Raw genomic sequence first — 17213 nt, 5'->3', positions numbered from 1 at the left:
AGAGGCGCACGACCCACCGGGTCGTGCGCCTCTTTCGTCGCCACGGGATCGCGCCCGTGCTGGATCAGTAGTGCGGAGGGACGTCCTGCATCAGACGGTCGTCGTTCGGCCCCTTGGTCCCCTGCGGGCGGGTGACGACGTCATCAGCGTCATCCGATCGAGTGTCGGGCAGGGGGTCGGTCCCGGGCGCCGGCGTCAGTCGCGCGCGCCGCGATCCGGACACCCGCTCGACACGCTGCCGGTCCGGATCGGGCGAGGACGGATCAGCCATCACCCGGGTCGACGATGTCGAGCGGCTGCGTGTCGTTGTCGGCACGGGGTGCGGACTCGGCGATACCCAGGACCCCCGCGATGCGCAGGGCGACCGATGCAGGGTCGCTGTAGAGATCGAACGCGTGGACACGGACGTAGTGCCAGCCGAGTCGCCGCAGCACGTGCGGGCGCAGGCGCAGCGTCTCGCGCAGGGACTCGCCACGTGTCTCGGGGTCGGATTCGATCACGACGGCCTTGCCCTGATGCTGGGCGACAAGCGGCAGGCGTCCTCGGTAGTCGACGTCGACCGAGGCACCGAGTCGGCGTAGCTCCCGGGCGAGGGCGAGCGTGAGCGGATCGGCGAGATCCTCCAGGCGGGCGTCGCGACCGCGGGCGGCAAGACCGCCGAGGATGGACATCAGTGTGGCAGCGCCGTGCGCCAGTCGTCCGTCATCGAACGACGACGGCCGGATGGACGACACGATCACCATCGAGCGTCGGGCTCGCGTCATCCCGACCGTCAGCAGGCGCTCCCCGTCGGGCGTCGACAGATCGCCGAAGTCGCTGAGGACGCGGCCGTGCTTGGTCAGGCCGAAGCCGAGGGAGAAGATGACCCGATCGCGGCTCTCGGCCACGGACTCCTCGAGGGTGAGCACCGCGAAGGGCTCGGCGGTGTCGCGACCGACGAAGTCGGCGACGTCGGAGCGACCCGCGAATGCGGTGGTCACAGCCGCGCGGACGCGCTCGGCATGACGAGCACTCGCGGTCACGACCATCAGCGACTCCGCGGGTCGGTGCACCGCGTGCTCGACGACGAGGGTGACCACTCGGGCGACCTCGGCATCGGGGCTCTCGACGGCACCCGTGACGGGATCGGGCGCTCCCGTGCCGCCCTCGACGTAGTCGACGGTGAGACTGCCGCGACCGAGGTACGAACCCGCCCACGGCAGCGACACGATCTCGCCGCCGTAGAAGGCGTCGTTGATGAGTTCGGCGAGGTCCTCGCCTCCGGCCCGGTAGCTGCGCGTGAGGGTCAGCACCGGAAGGAGTTCGGAGAGGCGCTCGAAGACCGAGGTGTCGTCGAATGGCACCTCGGGCTCCCACTCTTCGCTCGGATCGACGGCGATGTGGAAGGGCGTCGGCCGCTGCGTGACGGGATCGCCGAACGCGATGATCTGCCGGGCGCGACGGATCGCGGGCGCGGTCTCGGCGAGGTTGACCGCTGCGGCATCGACCAGCAGAACCGTGTCGAACTCCACCGACTCCGGGATCTCGGGGACCAGGTACGGCGAGGAGATCCAGACGGGGGCGAGCACGTCGACCAGAGTCGGTGCCGCGCTGACGATCTCGGCCGTCGTCGACGACGGCTGCGTCAGCGCACGGCGGAGATGCTGCGACTGCTGCGGCTCGTCGACGATGGCGATCTTCCACTGATTGGCGAGCTGCCAGGCGAGCAGAGGGCCGGCCATCGCGGCGTGCGCCTCGTCGACGAGACGGAAGTCGCGCTCCAGCCGATCCACCACCGCGGTGTTGGCGCCGAGCAGCGCCCGGTTGTCCTGCAGCGCGCGTTCGAGCAGCGACTGCCACCAGGCGAACTCGAGTTCGTCACCGACGCGGTTCTCCGACACGTGGCGGACCGACAGCTCGGCCAGCAGCGGCTCCAGACCCAGGAGCGCCAGACGGTCGCGCAGCTGCGCGCGCTCGACGAGATTGTCGAAGACGTCGGACTTGGTCGCGAGCCCCGCGAGGGTGCGCACGAGGCGAGCGACGGGGAGCGTGGCCAGGGGCTCTCGGCGGCCGAGCGCGGCGTCGAGCTCAGCGAGCTCCGCGTCGACGCGCTGCCAGGCGGCCGAGACGTCGGCGAGTCCGAGCGGGACCTCGGGGGCGACGCCGGCCTCGACGTGTCGCTGCCACTGTGTGCGTTGGGCCTGGATGCGCAGCAGCGCCTCGTGCATCTCGGTCACGTGCACGCCGGGGCGCACGTATTCCTTCGCCAGACGACGCAGCCGGCGCCGGTTCGCGCCCGAGAGGCCCGGAGCGTCACGGCGCGACCCGTGCGCCTGGATCAGCTCGCCGAGCGGACGCTCGAAGACGGTGGGACTGAAGCGGTCGAGCGTGTCGCGGATGCCCTGCAGCAGGCGCAGGTACTCCCCCAGCTCGTCGATCGTCGAGAACGGACGCATCCGCGTCTGCGCGATCAGTGCATAGCCCCGTTCCAGCAGGGTCGGGATGCTGTCGGAGTGCAGCCGCCCCGCGAGTTCATGGGCGGCGCGCGCCGCCTCGGTGCTCGAGAACGTGACGCCGTACCAAGGCGAGTCGTTCGGTCCGAAGCGGAACTCCCCCAGGCGCGCCGCGTGCGCGAGCTCCGCTGCGGCCGAGGTGCGGTCGCCGGCGAGACGACGCAGGGCGTCGACGCCGAGACGCGCGGTGGTGGACGGCGGCGTGGGCAGCGACGCGAGGCGCGTCAGATGCCGGGTCGCATCGAGCACGGACGCATCGGTGCCGGCGACGGGGGTGGTGAGCGCCTGCCGATAGTCGCGCAACACGGTGCGCAGACGCACGAGCGCATCGTCGACCTCACTGACCTTCGGTGAGACCGCCTTCTCATTGCGACCGATCGCGCGCACGAGATCGCGCCGCACGCTCGCCGGAGAGATGGCCAGACTGTCGAGCCCGATGCCGGCGAGACGGTGGCGCACGCCGTCGAGCGTCGACCGACGGGCCGACACGACCAGCACGCGCTTGCCTGCGCGGATGAGTTCACCCAGCGCGTTGATCACCGTCTGCGTGCCGCCGGTGCCCGGAAGCGTGGCAACCGTGAGCGAGTGTCCGGCGGCGATGCGGGCGAGCACGGCCTCCTGTTCGGCGTCGGCGTCGAGCAGCAGGTTGTCGGATGCCGGAGCGCGGTCGTCAGGGCCGATGTGATGCGGGGCCGCACGGGGCGCGGCCAGCTGCTCGCGATCGCCGACGTGCCCGGCCAGCGCGTTGAGCACGGGATGGTCGAGGCTGCGGCTGTCGCGCACCATCGCCCCGCCCACGTCGGCGAACGTCGAGACGACGAGACGGGGTTCGACCGAGAACGTGTCGATCGAACGCGTCGTCGCACGGAGGCTGTCGATCACGGGCTGCGGCTTGAAGATGCCCCCGTCGTAGGCCAGGGCGGCGAGCGCTGTGGCGTCGACGGTGATGCCGAAGTGCTCGCGGGCGATGCGCACGAGTTCGGGGTTCACCTCGAAGGCGCCCTGCAGCTTGAGCTCGAAGTCGGAGTGGTGGCGGCGGATCGCGAGCGGACGCAGCAGGACCGGAGCGGCGAAGCCGACACCGCCGATGCGCCAGCGTGCGACGCCGACCGTGAGGTGCACGGAATCGATGCCGCGAACGGTACGCAGTTCGGTGTGCTTCGCGGTGATGCGTTCGGCTGCCAGGCGCGCAGTGCGCAGGCCGACCTCATCGCGGAAGAGATTGGACAGCAGGGTCGATCGGCCGGTGATGAACTGCGGGAGGCTGCCCGGATGCGCCTTGGAGATGTCGATGCCGGATTCGGGTCTGTCGCGGAAGTTCACCAGTGGCGAGGCGCCTCCGAGGTCGGCGGCTTCAGCCCGCAGACGGGTGCGCTCGGCCTCAGCCGCGTGCGCCACGGCCACCCCGGTCGAGGAGTCGTTCAGGTCGCCGAGCGTCACTGCGGCTTCCGCCACCGCGTCGTCCGCAGACCTGTCTTCCCGTCGCCACACAATTCACACCCTAGGCGCGTGACAGGGCGACGTCGGGTATCCCGGGCGGGTTTCACCGTATTTCTGCCTTCGCGCGGGCATGATCACCCACTCTGCACGACGTGGGTCGCGTGCAGCGTCGTCCCCGGTTGCGGTCTTTCGGCCGCGGCGAGGTCGGCCCAGGCGGACAAGATGGTGCCATGACGTTCCGCTACGATTTCGCGCCGACCCCGTTCGGGGATGCTCTCGCGGTGTTCTCCGACGAGGGCATCGTGCGTTTCGATCTGTCCGAGTCCGAAGATCCTTCCGTCCCCTGGCTGCTCGAAGGCATCTCCCGTGCGCTGGGTGCCGTCCCCGAGCCGGATCCGGGCGCCGCCGACGAGGTGACCGCTCTTCTGGAGACCTATTTCGAGGGGCAGCCGACCGATTTCTCGGGGCTCGCCCTCGACTGGCGCCTCTCGAAAGGGTTCGCGCTCTCCGCGCTGCACACCATCCGCACGATCGAGTGGGGCGAGACCATGAGCTACGGCGAGGTGGCCGCACGCGCCGGAAACCCCGGTGCCGCACGGGCTGTGGGCACCGCGTGCCGCCTCACTCCGTTCTCCCTCATCGTCCCGGTCCATCGCGTCGTCAAGGCCGACGGGTCGCCCGGCCACTACGGCGCCTATCCGGAGCGCAAGCGCTTCCTCCTCGACCTCGAGTCCCGCTGACCTGCGGCTCCTCGTGGAACGACGTGGACCCGGCGAGTAGGCCGCCGGGTCCACGTGCTCTCATCCGATCAGCTCACCTCAGTGCTCGGTCGCCTTCTCGGCGCCAAAGCCGGTGAGCGAGCGCACCTGCATCTCGGCTGCGAGCTGCGGCGACTCCTTGCGGCGGCTGGTGACGGTGCCCACCCAGCCGAGCAGGAACCCGAGCGGGATCGACACGATGCCCGGGTTGTTCATCGGCCAGATCGCGATGTCGATACCGGGGATCATCGAGGTCGGCGTGCCCGAGAACACCGGCGAGAGGACGATCAGCAGGATCGCCGAGCCCAGCCCCCCGTACATGCTCCAGACCGCGCCGCGTGTGGTGAACCGTCGCCAGAACAGCGAGTACAGGATCGTGGGGAGGTTCGCCGATGCGGCCACGGCGAACGCCAGGGCCACGAGGAAGGCGATGTTCTGTCCCTGCGCACCGATGCCGCCGATGATCGCGAGGATGCCGATCACGATCACCGTGCGACGAGCGACCTTCACCTCGGCGTTGGGGTCGGCTTCCACCGGCTTGCCGGCGGCATCCTTCCTGCCCTTCTGGATGACGTTGGCGTAGATGTCGTGCGCGAACGACGCGGCGGCGGTGATGGTGAGCCCTGCCACCACCGCGAGGATCGTTGCGAAGGCCACGGCCGAGATGAAGCCCAGCAGCACCGGTCCCCCGAGTTCGAGTGCGAGCAGCGGTGCCGCGGAGTTCACGCCGCCGGGCGCCGCCGCGATCACGTCTGCTCCCACGAGCGCGCCGGCACCGTAGCCCAGCACCAGCGTCAGCAGGTAGAAGCCGCCGATCAGCCAGATCGCCCACACCACCGATCTCCGCGCCTCCTTGGCTGTGGGCACCGTGTAGAACCGCATCAGCACGTGCGGCAGACCGGCGGTGCCGAGCACCAGGGCCAGGCCGAGCGACAGGAAGTCCCAGGGGTTCGCTCCGTACTGCAGCCCCGGAGCCAGGATCGCCTCGCCCTTGTCGGAATTCGCGACAGCGGCCCCGAGCAGCGTGTTCAGGTTGAACCCGTGGATCGCCAGCACCCAGATCGTCATCGCCAGCGCCCCGCCGATCAGCAGGAACGCCTTCACGATCTGAACCCACGTGGTGCCCTTCATGCCGCCGATCAGCACGTAGACGATCATCAGGACGCCGACCACCGCGATCACGATCGACTGCCCGAGCCTTCCGTCGATCCCCAGCAGCAGCGACACGAGCCCGCCCGCGCCGGCCATCTGCGCCAACAGATAGAAGAAGCAGACCGCGAGCGTGGTGATCGCTGCGGCCATCCGCACCGGGCGCTGCTTCAGCCGGAACGACAGCACGTCGGCCATCGTGAACTTTCCGGTGTTGCGCATCATCTCCGCGACCAGCAGCAGCGCCACCAGCCAGGCCACCAGGAACCCGATCGAGTAGAGGAACCCGTCGTAGCCGTTGATGGCGATGGCTCCGCAGATGCCGAGGAAGGATGCCGCCGACAGGTAGTCGCCGGCGATCGCGAAGCCGTTCTGCGGGCCGGTGAACGATCGGCCGGCCGCGTAGTAGTCCGCGGCCGTCTTGTTGTTGCGGCTGGCGCGGATGACGATGAAGAGCGTCACCGCGACGAAGGCCAGGAAGATCGAGATGTTCAGGATGGGGTTGCTCTCGACCGCGACCGTCTCGGTCGCCGTGCGCACGACGTTCATGCCTGCCCCTGCGTCTTCTCGAGGTCTTGCCGAATCTCAGTCGCGATCGGGTCCAGCCTGCGGTTGGCGAATGAGACGTACGCCATCGTGATCGCGAATGTCGTGACGAACTGTCCGAGGCCGAGCAGGAGTCCGACCGTGATGTCGCCCCAGACGCGCTGGCCCATGAAATCGGTCGCGAACGCCGCCAGCAGAACATAGACGAAGTACCAGATGAGGAAGAACGCGGCGAGCGGGAAGATGAACGATCTTTGCGTGCGTTTCAGCTCTCGGAATCTCGGCGATTCCTCGATCGCGATGTAGTCGATGTCACTGTGCGATTCCGTGGGGCTCTGGTCGCTCATGGGGCCTCCTTGCCACATGTCCGGTGCTCGCACGGCTCCGCCGCGCGAATGGTAGGGTCGACCCTACGAAACGGGGAACGGTGCCGTCACCCCCGAAAGTAGGTATTCGTGAGCTCAACGGTCACCATCGAATCCGAGGCCGAACTCGTGGCCAACGCGGTGCGTGAACTCGCCCGCCGTACGCGCTTTCCCGTCGCCTTCGGCGGTCTCATCGACGAGGGTGTCGTCAGCGTGACGAGCATCGTCGGCAATCGGACCCGGAGCCTCGACGGTCTGCGTGTGCGGCCCGAGCGCGGGCTCGGCGGACGGGCGATGATGGAGCTCCGCCCGCGCATGACGAGCGACTACGGGTCTTCCCAGCAAATCACCCACGACTACGACGTGTTCGTCCTCGGCGAAGGCCTGCGGACCCTGCTGGCGCTGCCGATCGTCGTGGACGGACGCCCCAGGGGCGTGCTCTACGCCGGCGCGTGGGATGAGGAGCAGATCGGCGGTATCACCACGGCGCCGGCCATGCAGGTCGCCCAGTCGGTCGCCGACGAGCTCCGCGTGCGCGACGAGGTCGAGCGTCGGCTCCGCCTGCACGCCGGCGTCGACGACATGACCCCTCCTCAGCGCGAGGAGCTGCGCGAGACCTTCGCAGAGCTGCGGAGCATCGGCGCTTCGGTCGACGACCACGCCCTCCGGCACCGGATCGCTCAGGTCGAACAGCGCCTGGCAGCACTCGCCGGCGACACGGTCGCCACCGCCACCGGCTCGATCGGCGTGATCCGCCTCTCTCCGCGCGAGACGGATGTTCTCGCCTGCGCGGCACTCGGCGCGACCAACTCCGAGATCGCCACGCGTCTGGGATTGCGCGAAGGCACGGTCAAGGCCTACCTCGGCACCGCGATGTCGAAACTGGATGCCTCGACGCGGCACTCCGCCGTCGCCAAGGCCCGGCGCGCGGGGCTCCTGCCCTAGGCGCAACCTGCACAGCCCCTGCCCAGCGCCGACGGCTAGCATGGAACTCGATCGGCGAACACCGATCCCGGACGAGGCAGACCAGTACCCGGCAAGCGAAAAGACTGGTCCGAAAGGACCATCATGTCGTGGATCATTCTGATCGCATCCGGAGTTCTCGAGGCCGTTTGGGCTACCGCTCTCGGCAAGTCCGACGGCTTGACCAAGCTGTGGCCGAGCGTCATCTTCTTCGCCGGACTGATCGTGTCGATGTTCGGGCTGGCCTTCGCGATGCGCGAGATCTCGACCGGAACCGCCTACGCGGTCTGGGTGGGCATCGGCGCATCTCTCACCGTGGTGTGGGCAATGATCACCGGTGACACCGAGATCTCATGGCTGCGCATTCTTCTGCTGATGGGCCTGGTCGGGTGCATTGTCGGTCTGAAATTGATCGACACCGGCGCGCACTGACCACTAAGGGTTCTCCACAGATATATCGCTTTCTTGTCGCCCTGGGCTACCGAAGGTAAGGTCATTCCCATGGCAAGAAGAATTGTGCATCAGCTGGTCGACGATATCGACGGCACCGTCCTGGAACTCGGCGAGGGCGAGACCGTGCATTTCTCGCTCAACGGGACCTCCTACGAGATCGACGTGAGTTCCGACCACGCCGAAGAGATGCGGAAGGCCCTGGAGCCGTATATCGCCGCAGGGCGACGTGCCGGATCCTCGAGCGGAGCCGCACGCGCCGCCAGCGGCCGCAAGCGCCCGGGACGCAATCCCGAGGTCGCCGCTATCCGGGCCTGGGCGAATGAGAACGGCCATCCCCTCTCCGAGCGCGGGCGCATTCCCGCGCCCGTCCTCGAGGCATATCACGCCGCCCACTGAGATATCACAGAATAGGCGCCCCCTCGGGGCGCCTATTCTGCTGTACCGGTCGCCCAGGATTCGTCGCGCAATGCGATCTCGTTGGTCATATCCGCCAGGAAGCGAATGACCACATCACGCTCGTCGGCGGTCAGCCGGGCCGCCGCATAGAACCGCTTCGACTGCTGACGCCCGACCGTCTGCATCGCCGCGTGACGGGTCTCCTTCGAGATGGTGATCGCCAGCGCGCGGCGGTCGGTCGGGTGCGGAGCCCGGTGTATGTGATTGCTCTTCTCGAGGCGATCGAGCAGCTTGGTCGTCGCGGCCGTTGAGATCCCCAGATGCTGCGCGATCCCGCTGGGTGTGGCGATCGCGTCGCGATTGGCGCACACGATCAGATAGTGCAGCGCGCGCATGTCGGTGTCGTTGAGCTGCATGTAGCGCCGCGACGCGAGCGAGATCCGCTGCTCCGCCTCTCGGAGTTCTCCGAGAGCACCCATGAGCAGAGAGATCTGGCGCAGGTCCTCGGGAGCGATGCCCGATCGGTCGATCAGCGCGCTGCGCGGATCGCTCGCATCGACGTCGTAGATGGCGGCGTGGCTCAGGCCGTCGGGGCCCGGCGACGTCGCGTCTGCGGTCGGCCGGTCCGGCTCACCCGGCGTCGGGGTGGTGCCGGGCTCGTTGTCCATGCGATCATGTTACACAGGACCGGTTTCATGCTAAGTTGATTACTTACTTGGTTAGCGAAGTCGGGGAGAGGCTGCAATGGACAACGTGACCCTCCTGGCGGAAGACGGCTCCGTCGTGGGCGTTCTGCCCAAGGACGAGGTCCACACGCGCGACACCCCGCTGCATCTCGCGTTCTCGTGTCACGTCTTCGACCACCGCGGGCGCGTTCTCGTGACCCGTCGCGCGCTGGGCAAGAAAACCTGGCCGGGCGTCTGGACCAACAGCTTCTGCGGACACCCGCGTCCGGGTGAGGACATGATCGCCGCGGTGCGCCGCCGCGCGCTCGACGAGCTCGGCATTCGTCTCGAGGAAGTCCGCCTGGCCCTCCCCACCTATCGGTACCGCGCGGTCGACGCGAGCGGCATCGTCGAGAACGAGATCTGCCCCGTGCACATCGCCGTCTACGACGGAGACCCGGTCGCCAATCCCGACGAGGTCGCGGAGTGGGTGTGGGTGGAGATCGATGCGCTTCTCGAGTCCGTCGCCCGCACGCCCTTCGCCTTCAGCCCGTGGATCCAGGAGCAGCTCCCCCTGCTGCGCGAGATCGGTGAGGTCTGACGCGTGACCTCCCTGGCGACGGACGAAGACCTCGGCATCCGGATCGAGGAGGTCCTGCGACGTCGATTCTCGGAGCGCAGCGCGGCCGCCGAGTCCTACGGCACCGAGTTCGCCGCGCTGTGGCGAGCCGCGGCCGATCATGCCCTGGGCGGCAAGCTCATCCGCCCGCGCCTGTTGCTCGACTTCCACCGCGCGCTGACTCCCGGCGGACTGAGCGCCTCCGAGACCACGACCGCCGTCGATATCGCAGCCCACGTGGAACTGCTGCACTACGCGTTCCTCCTGCACGACGACGTGATCGACGGCGACCTGATGCGTCGGAGACGACCGAACCTCATCGGCTCTCTTGCCGAGCGCCGCCAGAGCGAGCGCGAGGACGCGGCGCTGCACTGGGCCCGCTCGAGCGCGATCCTGATGGGCGACCTGCTCCTGGCATCCGCCGTCCTCGGATTCGCGCGGGCCGAGGTCTCGAGCGACACCCGGGTGCGGCTGCTGACGCTGATGGAGCAGACGATCTTCGAGACCGTCGCCGGCGAACACACCGACATCGGCCTCAGCGACGGCATCATCGCTCCCGACCTCCGCACCATCCTGTCGATGAGCGCCTACAAGACGGCGACCTATTCCTTCGTGCTCCCGTTGCGCGCGGCTGCCGTACTGGCCGGAGCCTCCGCCGCCGCAGAGGAGCAGCTCACCGCGATCGGGCGCCATCTCGGACTCGCGTACCAGCTGCAGGACGATCTGCTCTCGGTGTTCGGCGACTCCCGCGCCCACGGCAAGGACCCGTTCTCGGATCTGCGCGAGGGCAAGGAGACCGCCATCATCGCTTACGCGCGCATGACCGGACACTGGCCCAGCATCGAGCTGCACTTCGGTTCGATGAGCCTGAGCGTCGAGAACGCCACCGGCATCCGCGACCGACTCCGCGAGTGCGGCGCCGAGGGCTTCGCCCGCAGCCTCGTCGAGGAGCAGCTCGTCGCCGTGTCGGCTGTGCTGGCCGAGGCCGAGGCGGAAGGCACGATCTCGGCAGAGGCCGGCCGCACGATCCTGGGGCTGGCGTCGCGCATCGAGAGTCGACGAGCATGAGCGGGAGTCCCGCGAGGATCGACGGTCACGACGCACTCGATCGATTCACCCGCACGGCCGAGATCGCGACCACTGACGTCATCCGCAGCTATTCGACTTCGTTCGGACTGGCCAGTCGCCTGCTGGGCCGGCGCCACCGCCAGCACGTGCGCAACATCTACGCGATGGTGCGCATCGCTGACGAGATCGTCGACGGGGTCGCCGCAGAGGCGGGTCTCGACGTGTCGGCCCAGTCGGCCGCGCTCGACGCCTACATCGCCGAGACGCACCGGTCGATGCGCAGCGGATACAGCAGCGACCTCATCCTGCATGCCTTCGCCCGCACCGCCCGTGAGAGCGGCATCGGCGAAGACCTCACGCAACCGTTCTTCGACTCGATGCGCGCCGACATCGCCAGCGACGCCGGGTTCACCGCACACGACTCGGCGTCGCACGAACGGTACGTCTTCGGGTCCGCGCAGGTCGTCGGACTCATGTGTCTGCGTGTGTTCCTGCGCGACGCACGCCGCTCGGACGCGGAACTGCACACCCTCGACCACGGAGCCCGCCAGCTCGGATCGGCCTTTCAGAACGTGAACTTCCTGCGCGACCTCGCCGACGACACCGACCGCCTGCACCGGGGCTACCTGGGCGGAACCTCGCGTCTCACCGACGCCGACCGCGATGAGTGGGTGCAGACGATCCGACGCGAACTCGACGACGCCCGCGCCGCGATCCCGCTGCTGCCGAAGGACGCCCGAGCCGCGGTGCGCAGCGCACATGCGCTCTTCGCCGCGCTCACGGAGCGCGTGGCCACGACGCCCGCCGACGAGCTCTACCGCCGCCGCGTGCGCGTCCCCGATCCGGTCAAGGCCGCACTCGCTGCGCGCGCCGTCGCCGTCACCGCCCTGGAGCGGGACCGATGAGCCGGGTCATCGTCATCGGCGCCGGTGTCGCGGGGCTCGCCACCGCGGGGCTGCTCGCGCGCGACGGGCATGAGGTCACCATCCTCGAGCGCAACGACCGCGTCGGCGGACGCGCGGGAACTGTCGAGCGCGACGGGTTCCGCTTCGACTCCGGACCCTCGTGGTACCTGATGCCGGAGGTGTTCGATCACTTCTTCGCCATGATGGGCACCACCACCGAGGAACAGCTGGACCTCACCCTGCTCGACCCGGGCTACCGCGTGTTCCGCGACCCGGACACCTCAGACGAGGCGATCTCCGCCGTCACCGTTCCCGCGGGACGCGCCGCCGTGGCACAGCTCTTCGAGTCTCTCGAGCCCGGGTCGGCTCGCACCCTCGACGCGTACCTCGACTCCGCGCACGATGCGAGCACCATGGCCGAGAAGTACTTCCTGTACAACCCGTTCACCCGGGTGCGCTCCCTGACCGCGCCCGAGGTGCTGCGCGCGCTCCCCCGCCTGTTCTCCCTGCTGGGCTCACGTCTGCAGTCGTTTGCCGCGCGTCGGTTCCGGCATCCCGTCATCCGGCAGATCCTCGGGTACCCCGCCGTGTTCCTGGGCACCGACCCCCGGAGCGCTCCGGCGATGTATCACCTGATGAGCGCTCTCGACCTCGACCAGGGCGTCAGCTATCCGCAGGGCGGTTTCTGGCGGGTCATCGAACGGATCGAGGACCTGGCACGTGGCGCCGGTGTGCAGATCGTCACCGGCGCGGAGGTCACCGGCATCCGCACCGAAGGCGCCGCTCCCGGCACGCGAGTCACGGGCGTCTCGTGGACCGACCGTGACGGCTCGACGCATCATGACGACGCCGACATCGTCGTGTCGGCCGCCGACCTGCACCACACCGAGACGGCGCTGCTTCCTCCCGCGCTGCAGACCTACCCCGAGTCGTGGTGGGCGCGTCGCACCAGCGGCCCTGGCGGACTGCTCGTGATGCTCGGTGTGCGCGGCGCGCTGCCCGAACTTCCGCACCACTCCCTCTTCTTCACCGAGGACTGGGACGACAACTTCGACGCGATCTTCGGTGACACGCCGTCGATACCGTCACCGGCGTCGACCTACGTCTGCAGGCCGAGCGCCACCGACCCCGACGTCGCTCCGGCCGGGCACGAGAATCTCTTCGTGCTGGTGCCGATCCCCGCCGACGTCGACCTCGGTCATGGCGGGGCCGACGGCCAGGGCTCGCCGAAGATCGAGGCGGCGGCGGATGCCGCGATCGACATGGTCTCGGCCTGGGCAGGGATCCCCGATCTGCGCGAGCGCATCGTCGTGCGCGAGACCACCGGACCCGCCGACTTCCGCGACGACTACCACTCGTGGCGCGGTGGGATGCTGGGGCCGGCGCACATCCTCTCCCAGAGCGCGATGTTCCGCGCCCAGAACGTGTCACGGCGCGTGCAGGGTCTGTTCTACGCGGGAGCGACCACCGCACCGGGCGTCGGTGTGCCCATGTGCCTGATCAGCGCCGAGATCGTGCTCAAGCGCATCCGCGGAGACCACAGCGGCGGCCCGCTCCCGGAGCCCGCGGCGGAACCGGTGCGAACGGACGCCGAGTGATGGGGGCGGTGTACCTCGCCGCGCTGCTGGTCTCGCTCGGGTGCATGCTGCTGCTCGACCGACGCTTCCGCCTCTTCTTCTGGCGCGATGCGTTCGCGGCGTCGATCGTGACGGCGGTGGGGCTCGTCTTCTTCCTGGTGTGGGACGTTGCAGGGATCGTCAGCGGCATCTTCTTCCGCGGAGAGGGAACCATCGCGACCGGAATCCTGCTCGCGCCCGAACTCCCGATCGAGGAACCGGTCTTCCTGGTCTTCCTGGTCGTCTGCACGATGGTGATCTACACGGGATCTGTCCGGGTCCTCGCGCAGCGGCGAGCGGGCCGCACACGACAGGAGGCGCGCCCGTGACCTACCTCCAGCTCGCCGCCTGCTTCCTCGCGGTCGCCGCGATCGCCGCCGTGCTGCTCGCCCTGATCGCGCGTCCCCGCGGGCCGCGCCTCACGGCCGTCGCGATCACGATGGTCGCGCTGTTCGTCCTCACCGCCGTGTTCGACACGATCATGATCGCGAGCGGACTGTTCCACTACTCGCCCGACCATCTGCTGGGCGTGCACATCGGTCTGGCGCCCATCGAGGACTTCACGTATCCGCTCGCCGGGGCACTGCTGCTCCCGGCACTGTGGGCCGCCCTGCGCACCCGCAGCTCCGCTCGGGACGATGACGCCACGAGCAGGGAGCTGTCATGAGCACCCGCACGGGCGGCTCGACCCTCGGCCGCGACATCGCCCAGATCGTGCTGTCCTCACGCCCGATCAGCTGGATCAACACCGCCTTCCCCTTCGCCGCCGCCTACCTGCTGAGCACACGCGAGCTCGATCTCACCCTGGTGATCGGCACGCTGTACTTCCTCATCCCGTACAACCTGGCGATGTACGGCATCAACGACGTGTTCGACTACGCCTCCGACCTGGCGAATCCGCGTAAGGGCGGCATCGAAGGGGCCCTGCTCTCCCCCCGCATCCACCGCGCGACCCTCTGGGCGGCCGCGATCACGAACATCCCGTTCCTTGTCTACCTGATCGTGGTGGGCTCCCCGACGTCATGGATCTGGCTCGCGGTCAGCGTGTTCGCCGTCATCGCCTACTCGGCGCCGAAGCTGCGCTTCAAGGAGCGCCCGTTCCTGGATTCCGTCACCTCGAGCACGCACTTCGTCAGTCCCGCGATCGTCGGTCTCGCGCTCGCGGCGACGCCGGTCACCCCCGACGCGTACCTGGTGCTCGGAGCGTTCTTCCTGTGGGGCATGGCCGCGCATGCGTTCGGGGCGGTGCAGGACATCGCGCCGGACCGCGAGGCGGGCATCGGCTCCGTCGCGACCGTGATCGGGGCCCGTGCGACCGTGCGGATGGCGCTCGCCCTGTGGACGGTCGCCGGCGTGGCGATGCTCTTCACTCCGTGGCCGGGCCCACTCGCCGCGGTGCTCGCCGTGCCCTACATCGTCAACGCCGCCCCCTGGTGGAACGTCACCGATGACACCTCGGGCACCACCAACCGGGCCTGGCGGCGATTCATCGCCCTCAACTACATCGCCGGGTTCCTGGCGACCATGATCCTCATCCTGGCCTGGGTCTCCTGACCCCGCCGTCTCCCCCTTCCGAGAGGAAACCGATGTCTCGCAACGCCGTCACACCGCCGCCGACACGGCGTGAACGCATCCGCCGCCACTCGTGGGTGCGGGTGTTCATCCCCGTGGCCCTGATCCTCGTCTGGCTCGTCGGCGCGTCCCTGGGCGGGCCGCTCTTCGGCAAGATCGACGAGGTCTCCTCGAACGATCAGACCAGCTACCTGCCCGAGTCGGCCGACGCGACGCAGGTGCAGAAGCTTCGGGGCGAGTTCAGCGACAGCGAGGCGATCCCGGCGATCGCGCTCTTCACGTCATCCGACGAGCTCACAGCCGCCGACGTCGACACGATCGGTGACGCCATCGCCGACGCGTCGTCCCTCGAGGGCATTGGCTCTGACGTGTCGCCGGCGCTTCCCTCCGAGGACGGAAAGGCCGTGCAGGCGTTCATCCCCATCGAGAGCGACGCGGAGCTGGCCGACACCGTCGATGCGCTGGGCGAGTCACTGCGTGAGGCGATTCCCGACGGCATCACCGTGTACATCACGGGCCCTGCCGGATTCAGCGCGGATCTCGTGGCGGGCTTCGCCGGGATCGATGGCCTGCTGCTCGGGGTGGCGCTGCTCGCCGTGCTCGTGATCCTGGTGCTCGTGTACCGCTCGCTGCTGTTGCCGCTGGTCGTGCTGTCGACGAGCCTGTTCGCCCTGTGCGTGGCGCTGCTCGTCGTGTGGTGGCTGGCGAAGTTCGAAGTGCTGCTGCTGAGCGGACAGACGCAGGGCATCCTGTTCATCCTCGTGATCGGCGCCGCCACCGACTATGCGCTCCTGTTCGTCGCACGCTTCCGCGAAGAGCTGCGCGTCGTGCAGGACAAGGGAACGGCGGTCATCGCGGCGTGGAAAGGCTCGTTCGAGCCCATCGCCGCCTCGGGTGGTACCGTGATCGCGGGCCTGCTGTGCCTGCTGCTCAGCGACCTCAAGTCCAACAGCACGCTGGGCCCGGTCGCCGCGATCGGCATCGTGTTCGCCATGGTCGCGGCTCTGTCCCTGCTGCCCGCGTTGCTGTTCCTCTTCGGTCGCGCGGTATTCTGGCCGCGCCGGCCGGCGTTCGAGCCCGAGGTCGTCGCCGCCGAGCACGGCATGCGCACCACCGGCCTCTGGGCTCGCGTCGCTCGGCTCGTCTCCCGCCGCCCTCGTCTGATCTGGCTGGTCACGACGGTGGTCCTGCTGGTGGGCGCGCTCGGTGTCACCCAGCTCAACGCCAATGGTGTGCCGCAGTCCGATCTGGTGCTCGGGGCCTCCGAGGCCCGCGACGGTCAGGTCGCGCTCGGTGAGCACTTCCCCGGCGGCTCCGGCAGTCCGGTGACGATCATCGCCGCCGAGGACGAGCTGCAGGACGTGGCGGACGTGCTGCTGGCGAATGACGGCGTCGATGGCGTCACGGTCACCGCCTCCGACTCCCCCAGCGCATCGGCACCGGTGACGGCCGACGGCATCACCGCGCTCGGCCCCCCGGGAACTCCTGCGCCTGAGCCGACCGTGGTCGACGGACAGGTCCTGCTGCAGGGAACGCTGACGGACGCCGCGGATTCGGATGCCGCCGCCGGCACCGTCCGCGAACTCCGCACCGAGCTCGACGGGCTCGATGCTCTGGTCGGCGGAGTGACGGCGACCGCGATCGACACGAACGACGCGTCGATCCACGACCGCACCCTGATCATCCCCGTGATCCTGGTCGTGATCCTGCTCATCCTGATGCTGCTGCTGCGGTCGATCCTCGCCCCGGTGCTGCTGATCCTCACCACCGTGCTCTCGTTCGGCACCGCGATGGGCGTCTCCGCTCTCGTGTTCAACGGCATCTTCGACTTTCCGGGCGCCGACCCCGCCGTGCCGCTCTTCGGCTTCGTGTTCCTGGTCGCGCTCGGGATCGACTACAACATCTTCCTGATGACCCGAGTGCGCGAGGAGTCGATCGCCCACGGCACCCGCGAGGGCGTGTTGCGCGGACTCTCGATCACAGGAGGGGTGATCACATCTGCGGGACTCGTGCTCGCCGCGACGTTCGCTGCGCTCTCGGTGATCCCGATCCTCTTCCTGCTGCAGCTGGCCTTCATCGTCGCCTTCGGCGTGCTGCTCGACACCTTCGTCGTGCGTTCGCTGCTGGTACCCGCCCTGGCGTACGACCTCGGGCGCGTCATCTGGTGGCCGTCGAAGCTGTGGCGGCGCGGCCAGGACTGAGCGGA

16 protein-coding genes, 1 pseudogene and 1 riboswitch are annotated in these 17213 nt (G+C 68.8%); of the genes and pseudogenes, 12 read left to right on the top strand and 5 right to left on the bottom strand.

Annotation, left to right across the window (positions count from 1 at the left end):
• Positions 1 to 64: 64 nt before the first annotated feature.
• Entirely contained in the window at positions 65 to 271 is a 207-nt protein-coding gene (locus tag AC2D10_RS16630) for a hypothetical protein (RefSeq protein ID WP_484709227.1), read from the bottom strand.
• Positions 264 to 3947 (bottom strand): AAA family ATPase, encoded by a 3684-nt coding sequence (locus tag AC2D10_RS16625; protein WP_484709226.1) that lies wholly within the window; start codon positions 3945 to 3947, stop codon positions 264 to 266. The genes AC2D10_RS16630 and AC2D10_RS16625 overlap by 8 nt, the downstream gene beginning before the upstream one ends.
• A gap of 215 nt (positions 3948 to 4162) precedes the next feature.
• Between AC2D10_RS16625 and AC2D10_RS16620 the strand changes: the two genes are divergently transcribed.
• Positions 4163 to 4672, top strand: coding sequence for a methylated-DNA--[protein]-cysteine S-methyltransferase (locus AC2D10_RS16620; protein ID WP_484709224.1), 510 nt, complete (start codon positions 4163 to 4165; stop codon positions 4670 to 4672).
• 78 nt (positions 4673 to 4750) lie between these two features.
• On the opposite strand, the gene AC2D10_RS16615 is transcribed toward AC2D10_RS16620, so the two are convergent.
• Together AC2D10_RS16615 and AC2D10_RS16610 are read right to left on the bottom strand one after the other, a co-directional pair.
• The gene (locus AC2D10_RS16615) at positions 4751 to 6388 is read right to left on the bottom strand and encodes a solute symporter family protein (protein ID WP_484709222.1); all 1638 of its coding nucleotides are present in this window, start codon (positions 6386 to 6388) and stop codon (positions 4751 to 4753) included.
• The gene (locus tag AC2D10_RS16610; protein ID WP_484709221.1) at positions 6385 to 6732 is read right to left on the bottom strand and encodes a DUF485 domain-containing protein; all 348 of its coding nucleotides are present in this window, start codon (positions 6730 to 6732) and stop codon (positions 6385 to 6387) included. Before AC2D10_RS16610 ends, AC2D10_RS16615 begins: the two co-directional genes overlap by 4 nt.
• A 108-nt stretch (positions 6733 to 6840) precedes the next feature.
• On the opposite strand from AC2D10_RS16610, the gene AC2D10_RS16605 reads away from it, so the two are divergent.
• From AC2D10_RS16605 to AC2D10_RS16595, 3 genes are all read left to right on the top strand, one after another.
• Entirely contained in the window at positions 6841 to 7695 is an 855-nt protein-coding gene (locus AC2D10_RS16605) for a LuxR C-terminal-related transcriptional regulator (RefSeq protein ID WP_484709220.1), read from the top strand.
• A 45-nt stretch (positions 7696 to 7740) separates the two neighbouring features.
• A riboswitch (guanidine-III (ykkC-III) riboswitch) is annotated at positions 7741 to 7808 on the top strand.
• Positions 7809 to 7818: 10 nt separating this feature from the next.
• Positions 7819 to 8145: a DMT family transporter gene (locus AC2D10_RS16600; protein ID WP_484709218.1), complete on the top strand. Its 327-nt coding sequence runs from the start codon at positions 7819 to 7821 to the stop codon at positions 8143 to 8145.
• A 69-nt stretch (positions 8146 to 8214) separates the two neighbouring features.
• Positions 8215 to 8562 (top strand): histone-like nucleoid-structuring protein Lsr2, encoded by a 348-nt coding sequence (locus AC2D10_RS16595; protein WP_484709217.1) that lies wholly within the window; start codon positions 8215 to 8217, stop codon positions 8560 to 8562.
• Between the two features lie 32 nt (positions 8563 to 8594).
• Here the strand turns inward: AC2D10_RS16595 and AC2D10_RS16590 are convergent, their stop codons facing one another.
• Positions 8595 to 9230 (bottom strand): MarR family winged helix-turn-helix transcriptional regulator, encoded by a 636-nt coding sequence (locus AC2D10_RS16590; RefSeq protein WP_484709215.1) that lies wholly within the window; start codon positions 9228 to 9230, stop codon positions 8595 to 8597.
• A 76-nt stretch (positions 9231 to 9306) separates the two neighbouring features.
• Between AC2D10_RS16590 and idi the strand changes: the two genes are divergently transcribed.
• The 8 genes and pseudogenes from idi to AC2D10_RS16550 all read left to right on the top strand — a co-directional run bounded on the left by idi (position 9307) and on the right by AC2D10_RS16550 (position 17208).
• A complete protein-coding gene (gene idi / locus AC2D10_RS16585) occupies positions 9307 to 9828 on the top strand; it encodes an isopentenyl-diphosphate Delta-isomerase (protein WP_484709214.1) in 522 nt (173 codons plus the stop codon).
• A gap of 3 nt (positions 9829 to 9831) precedes the next feature.
• Positions 9832 to 10914 (top strand): polyprenyl synthetase family protein, encoded by a 1083-nt coding sequence (locus AC2D10_RS16580; protein ID WP_484709213.1) that lies wholly within the window; start codon positions 9832 to 9834, stop codon positions 10912 to 10914.
• Positions 10911 to 11819 carry a phytoene/squalene synthase family protein gene (locus AC2D10_RS16575; RefSeq protein ID WP_484709212.1) on the top strand — a complete coding sequence of 303 codons (909 nt, stop codon included), beginning with the start codon at positions 10911 to 10913 and terminating at the stop codon, positions 11817 to 11819. Before AC2D10_RS16580 ends, AC2D10_RS16575 begins: the two co-directional genes overlap by 4 nt.
• Positions 11780 to 13417: pseudogene (gene crtI / locus AC2D10_RS16570) on the top strand (phytoene desaturase family protein); the annotation flags it as partial. The gene AC2D10_RS16575 and the pseudogene crtI, both read left to right, overlap by 40 nt.
• Positions 13417 to 13764, top strand: coding sequence for a lycopene cyclase domain-containing protein (locus AC2D10_RS16565; protein ID WP_484711862.1), 348 nt, complete (start codon positions 13417 to 13419; stop codon positions 13762 to 13764). The pseudogene crtI and the gene AC2D10_RS16565, both read left to right, overlap by 1 nt.
• Positions 13761 to 14102: a lycopene cyclase domain-containing protein gene (locus AC2D10_RS16560; protein ID WP_484709210.1), complete on the top strand. Its 342-nt coding sequence runs from the start codon at positions 13761 to 13763 to the stop codon at positions 14100 to 14102. Before AC2D10_RS16565 ends, AC2D10_RS16560 begins: the two co-directional genes overlap by 4 nt.
• A complete protein-coding gene (locus AC2D10_RS16555) occupies positions 14099 to 14989 on the top strand; it encodes a prenyltransferase (protein WP_484709208.1) in 891 nt (296 codons plus the stop codon). Before AC2D10_RS16560 ends, AC2D10_RS16555 begins: the two co-directional genes overlap by 4 nt.
• A gap of 32 nt (positions 14990 to 15021) precedes the next feature.
• Complete coding sequence (locus AC2D10_RS16550) at positions 15022 to 17208, top strand: MMPL family transporter (protein ID WP_484709206.1); 2187 nt, start codon at positions 15022 to 15024, stop codon at positions 17206 to 17208.
• The last annotated feature ends 5 nt before the right edge of the window (positions 17209 to 17213 follow it).

This window comes from Microbacterium sp. PI-SA-G (genome assembly GCF_057215335.1).
Note: the sequence above shows the minus strand (reverse complement) of the source record. Positions and strands in the feature narration are given on the sequence as shown.

Bases quoted from the DNA above. Each gene is read 5' to 3' on its own strand.
- AC2D10_RS16595 (WP_484709217.1), top strand. From the start codon at position 8,215: ATGGCAAGAAGAATTGTGCATCAGCTGGTCGACGATATCGACGGCACC.
- AC2D10_RS16555 (WP_484709208.1), top strand. From the start codon at position 14,099: ATGAGCACCCGCACGGGCGGCTCGACCCTCGGCCGCGACATCGCCCAG.
- AC2D10_RS16565 (WP_484711862.1), top strand. From the start codon at position 13,417: ATGGGGGCGGTGTACCTCGCCGCGCTGCTGGTCTCGCTCGGGTGCATG.
- AC2D10_RS16630 (WP_484709227.1), bottom strand. From the start codon at position 271: ATGGCTGATCCGTCCTCGCCCGATCCGGACCGGCAGCGTGTCGAGCGG.
- AC2D10_RS16620 (WP_484709224.1), top strand. From the start codon at position 4,163: ATGACGTTCCGCTACGATTTCGCGCCGACCCCGTTCGGGGATGCTCTC.
- AC2D10_RS16610 (WP_484709221.1), bottom strand. From the start codon at position 6,732: ATGAGCGACCAGAGCCCCACGGAATCGCACAGTGACATCGACTACATC.
- AC2D10_RS16615 (WP_484709222.1), bottom strand. From the start codon at position 6,388: ATGAACGTCGTGCGCACGGCGACCGAGACGGTCGCGGTCGAGAGCAAC.
- AC2D10_RS16575 (WP_484709212.1), top strand. From the start codon at position 10,911: ATGAGCGGGAGTCCCGCGAGGATCGACGGTCACGACGCACTCGATCGA.
- AC2D10_RS16600 (WP_484709218.1), top strand. From the start codon at position 7,819: ATGTCGTGGATCATTCTGATCGCATCCGGAGTTCTCGAGGCCGTTTGG.
- AC2D10_RS16590 (WP_484709215.1), bottom strand. From the start codon at position 9,230: ATGGACAACGAGCCCGGCACCACCCCGACGCCGGGTGAGCCGGACCGG.
- AC2D10_RS16550 (WP_484709206.1), top strand. From the start codon at position 15,022: ATGTCTCGCAACGCCGTCACACCGCCGCCGACACGGCGTGAACGCATC.
- idi (WP_484709214.1), top strand. From the start codon at position 9,307: ATGGACAACGTGACCCTCCTGGCGGAAGACGGCTCCGTCGTGGGCGTT.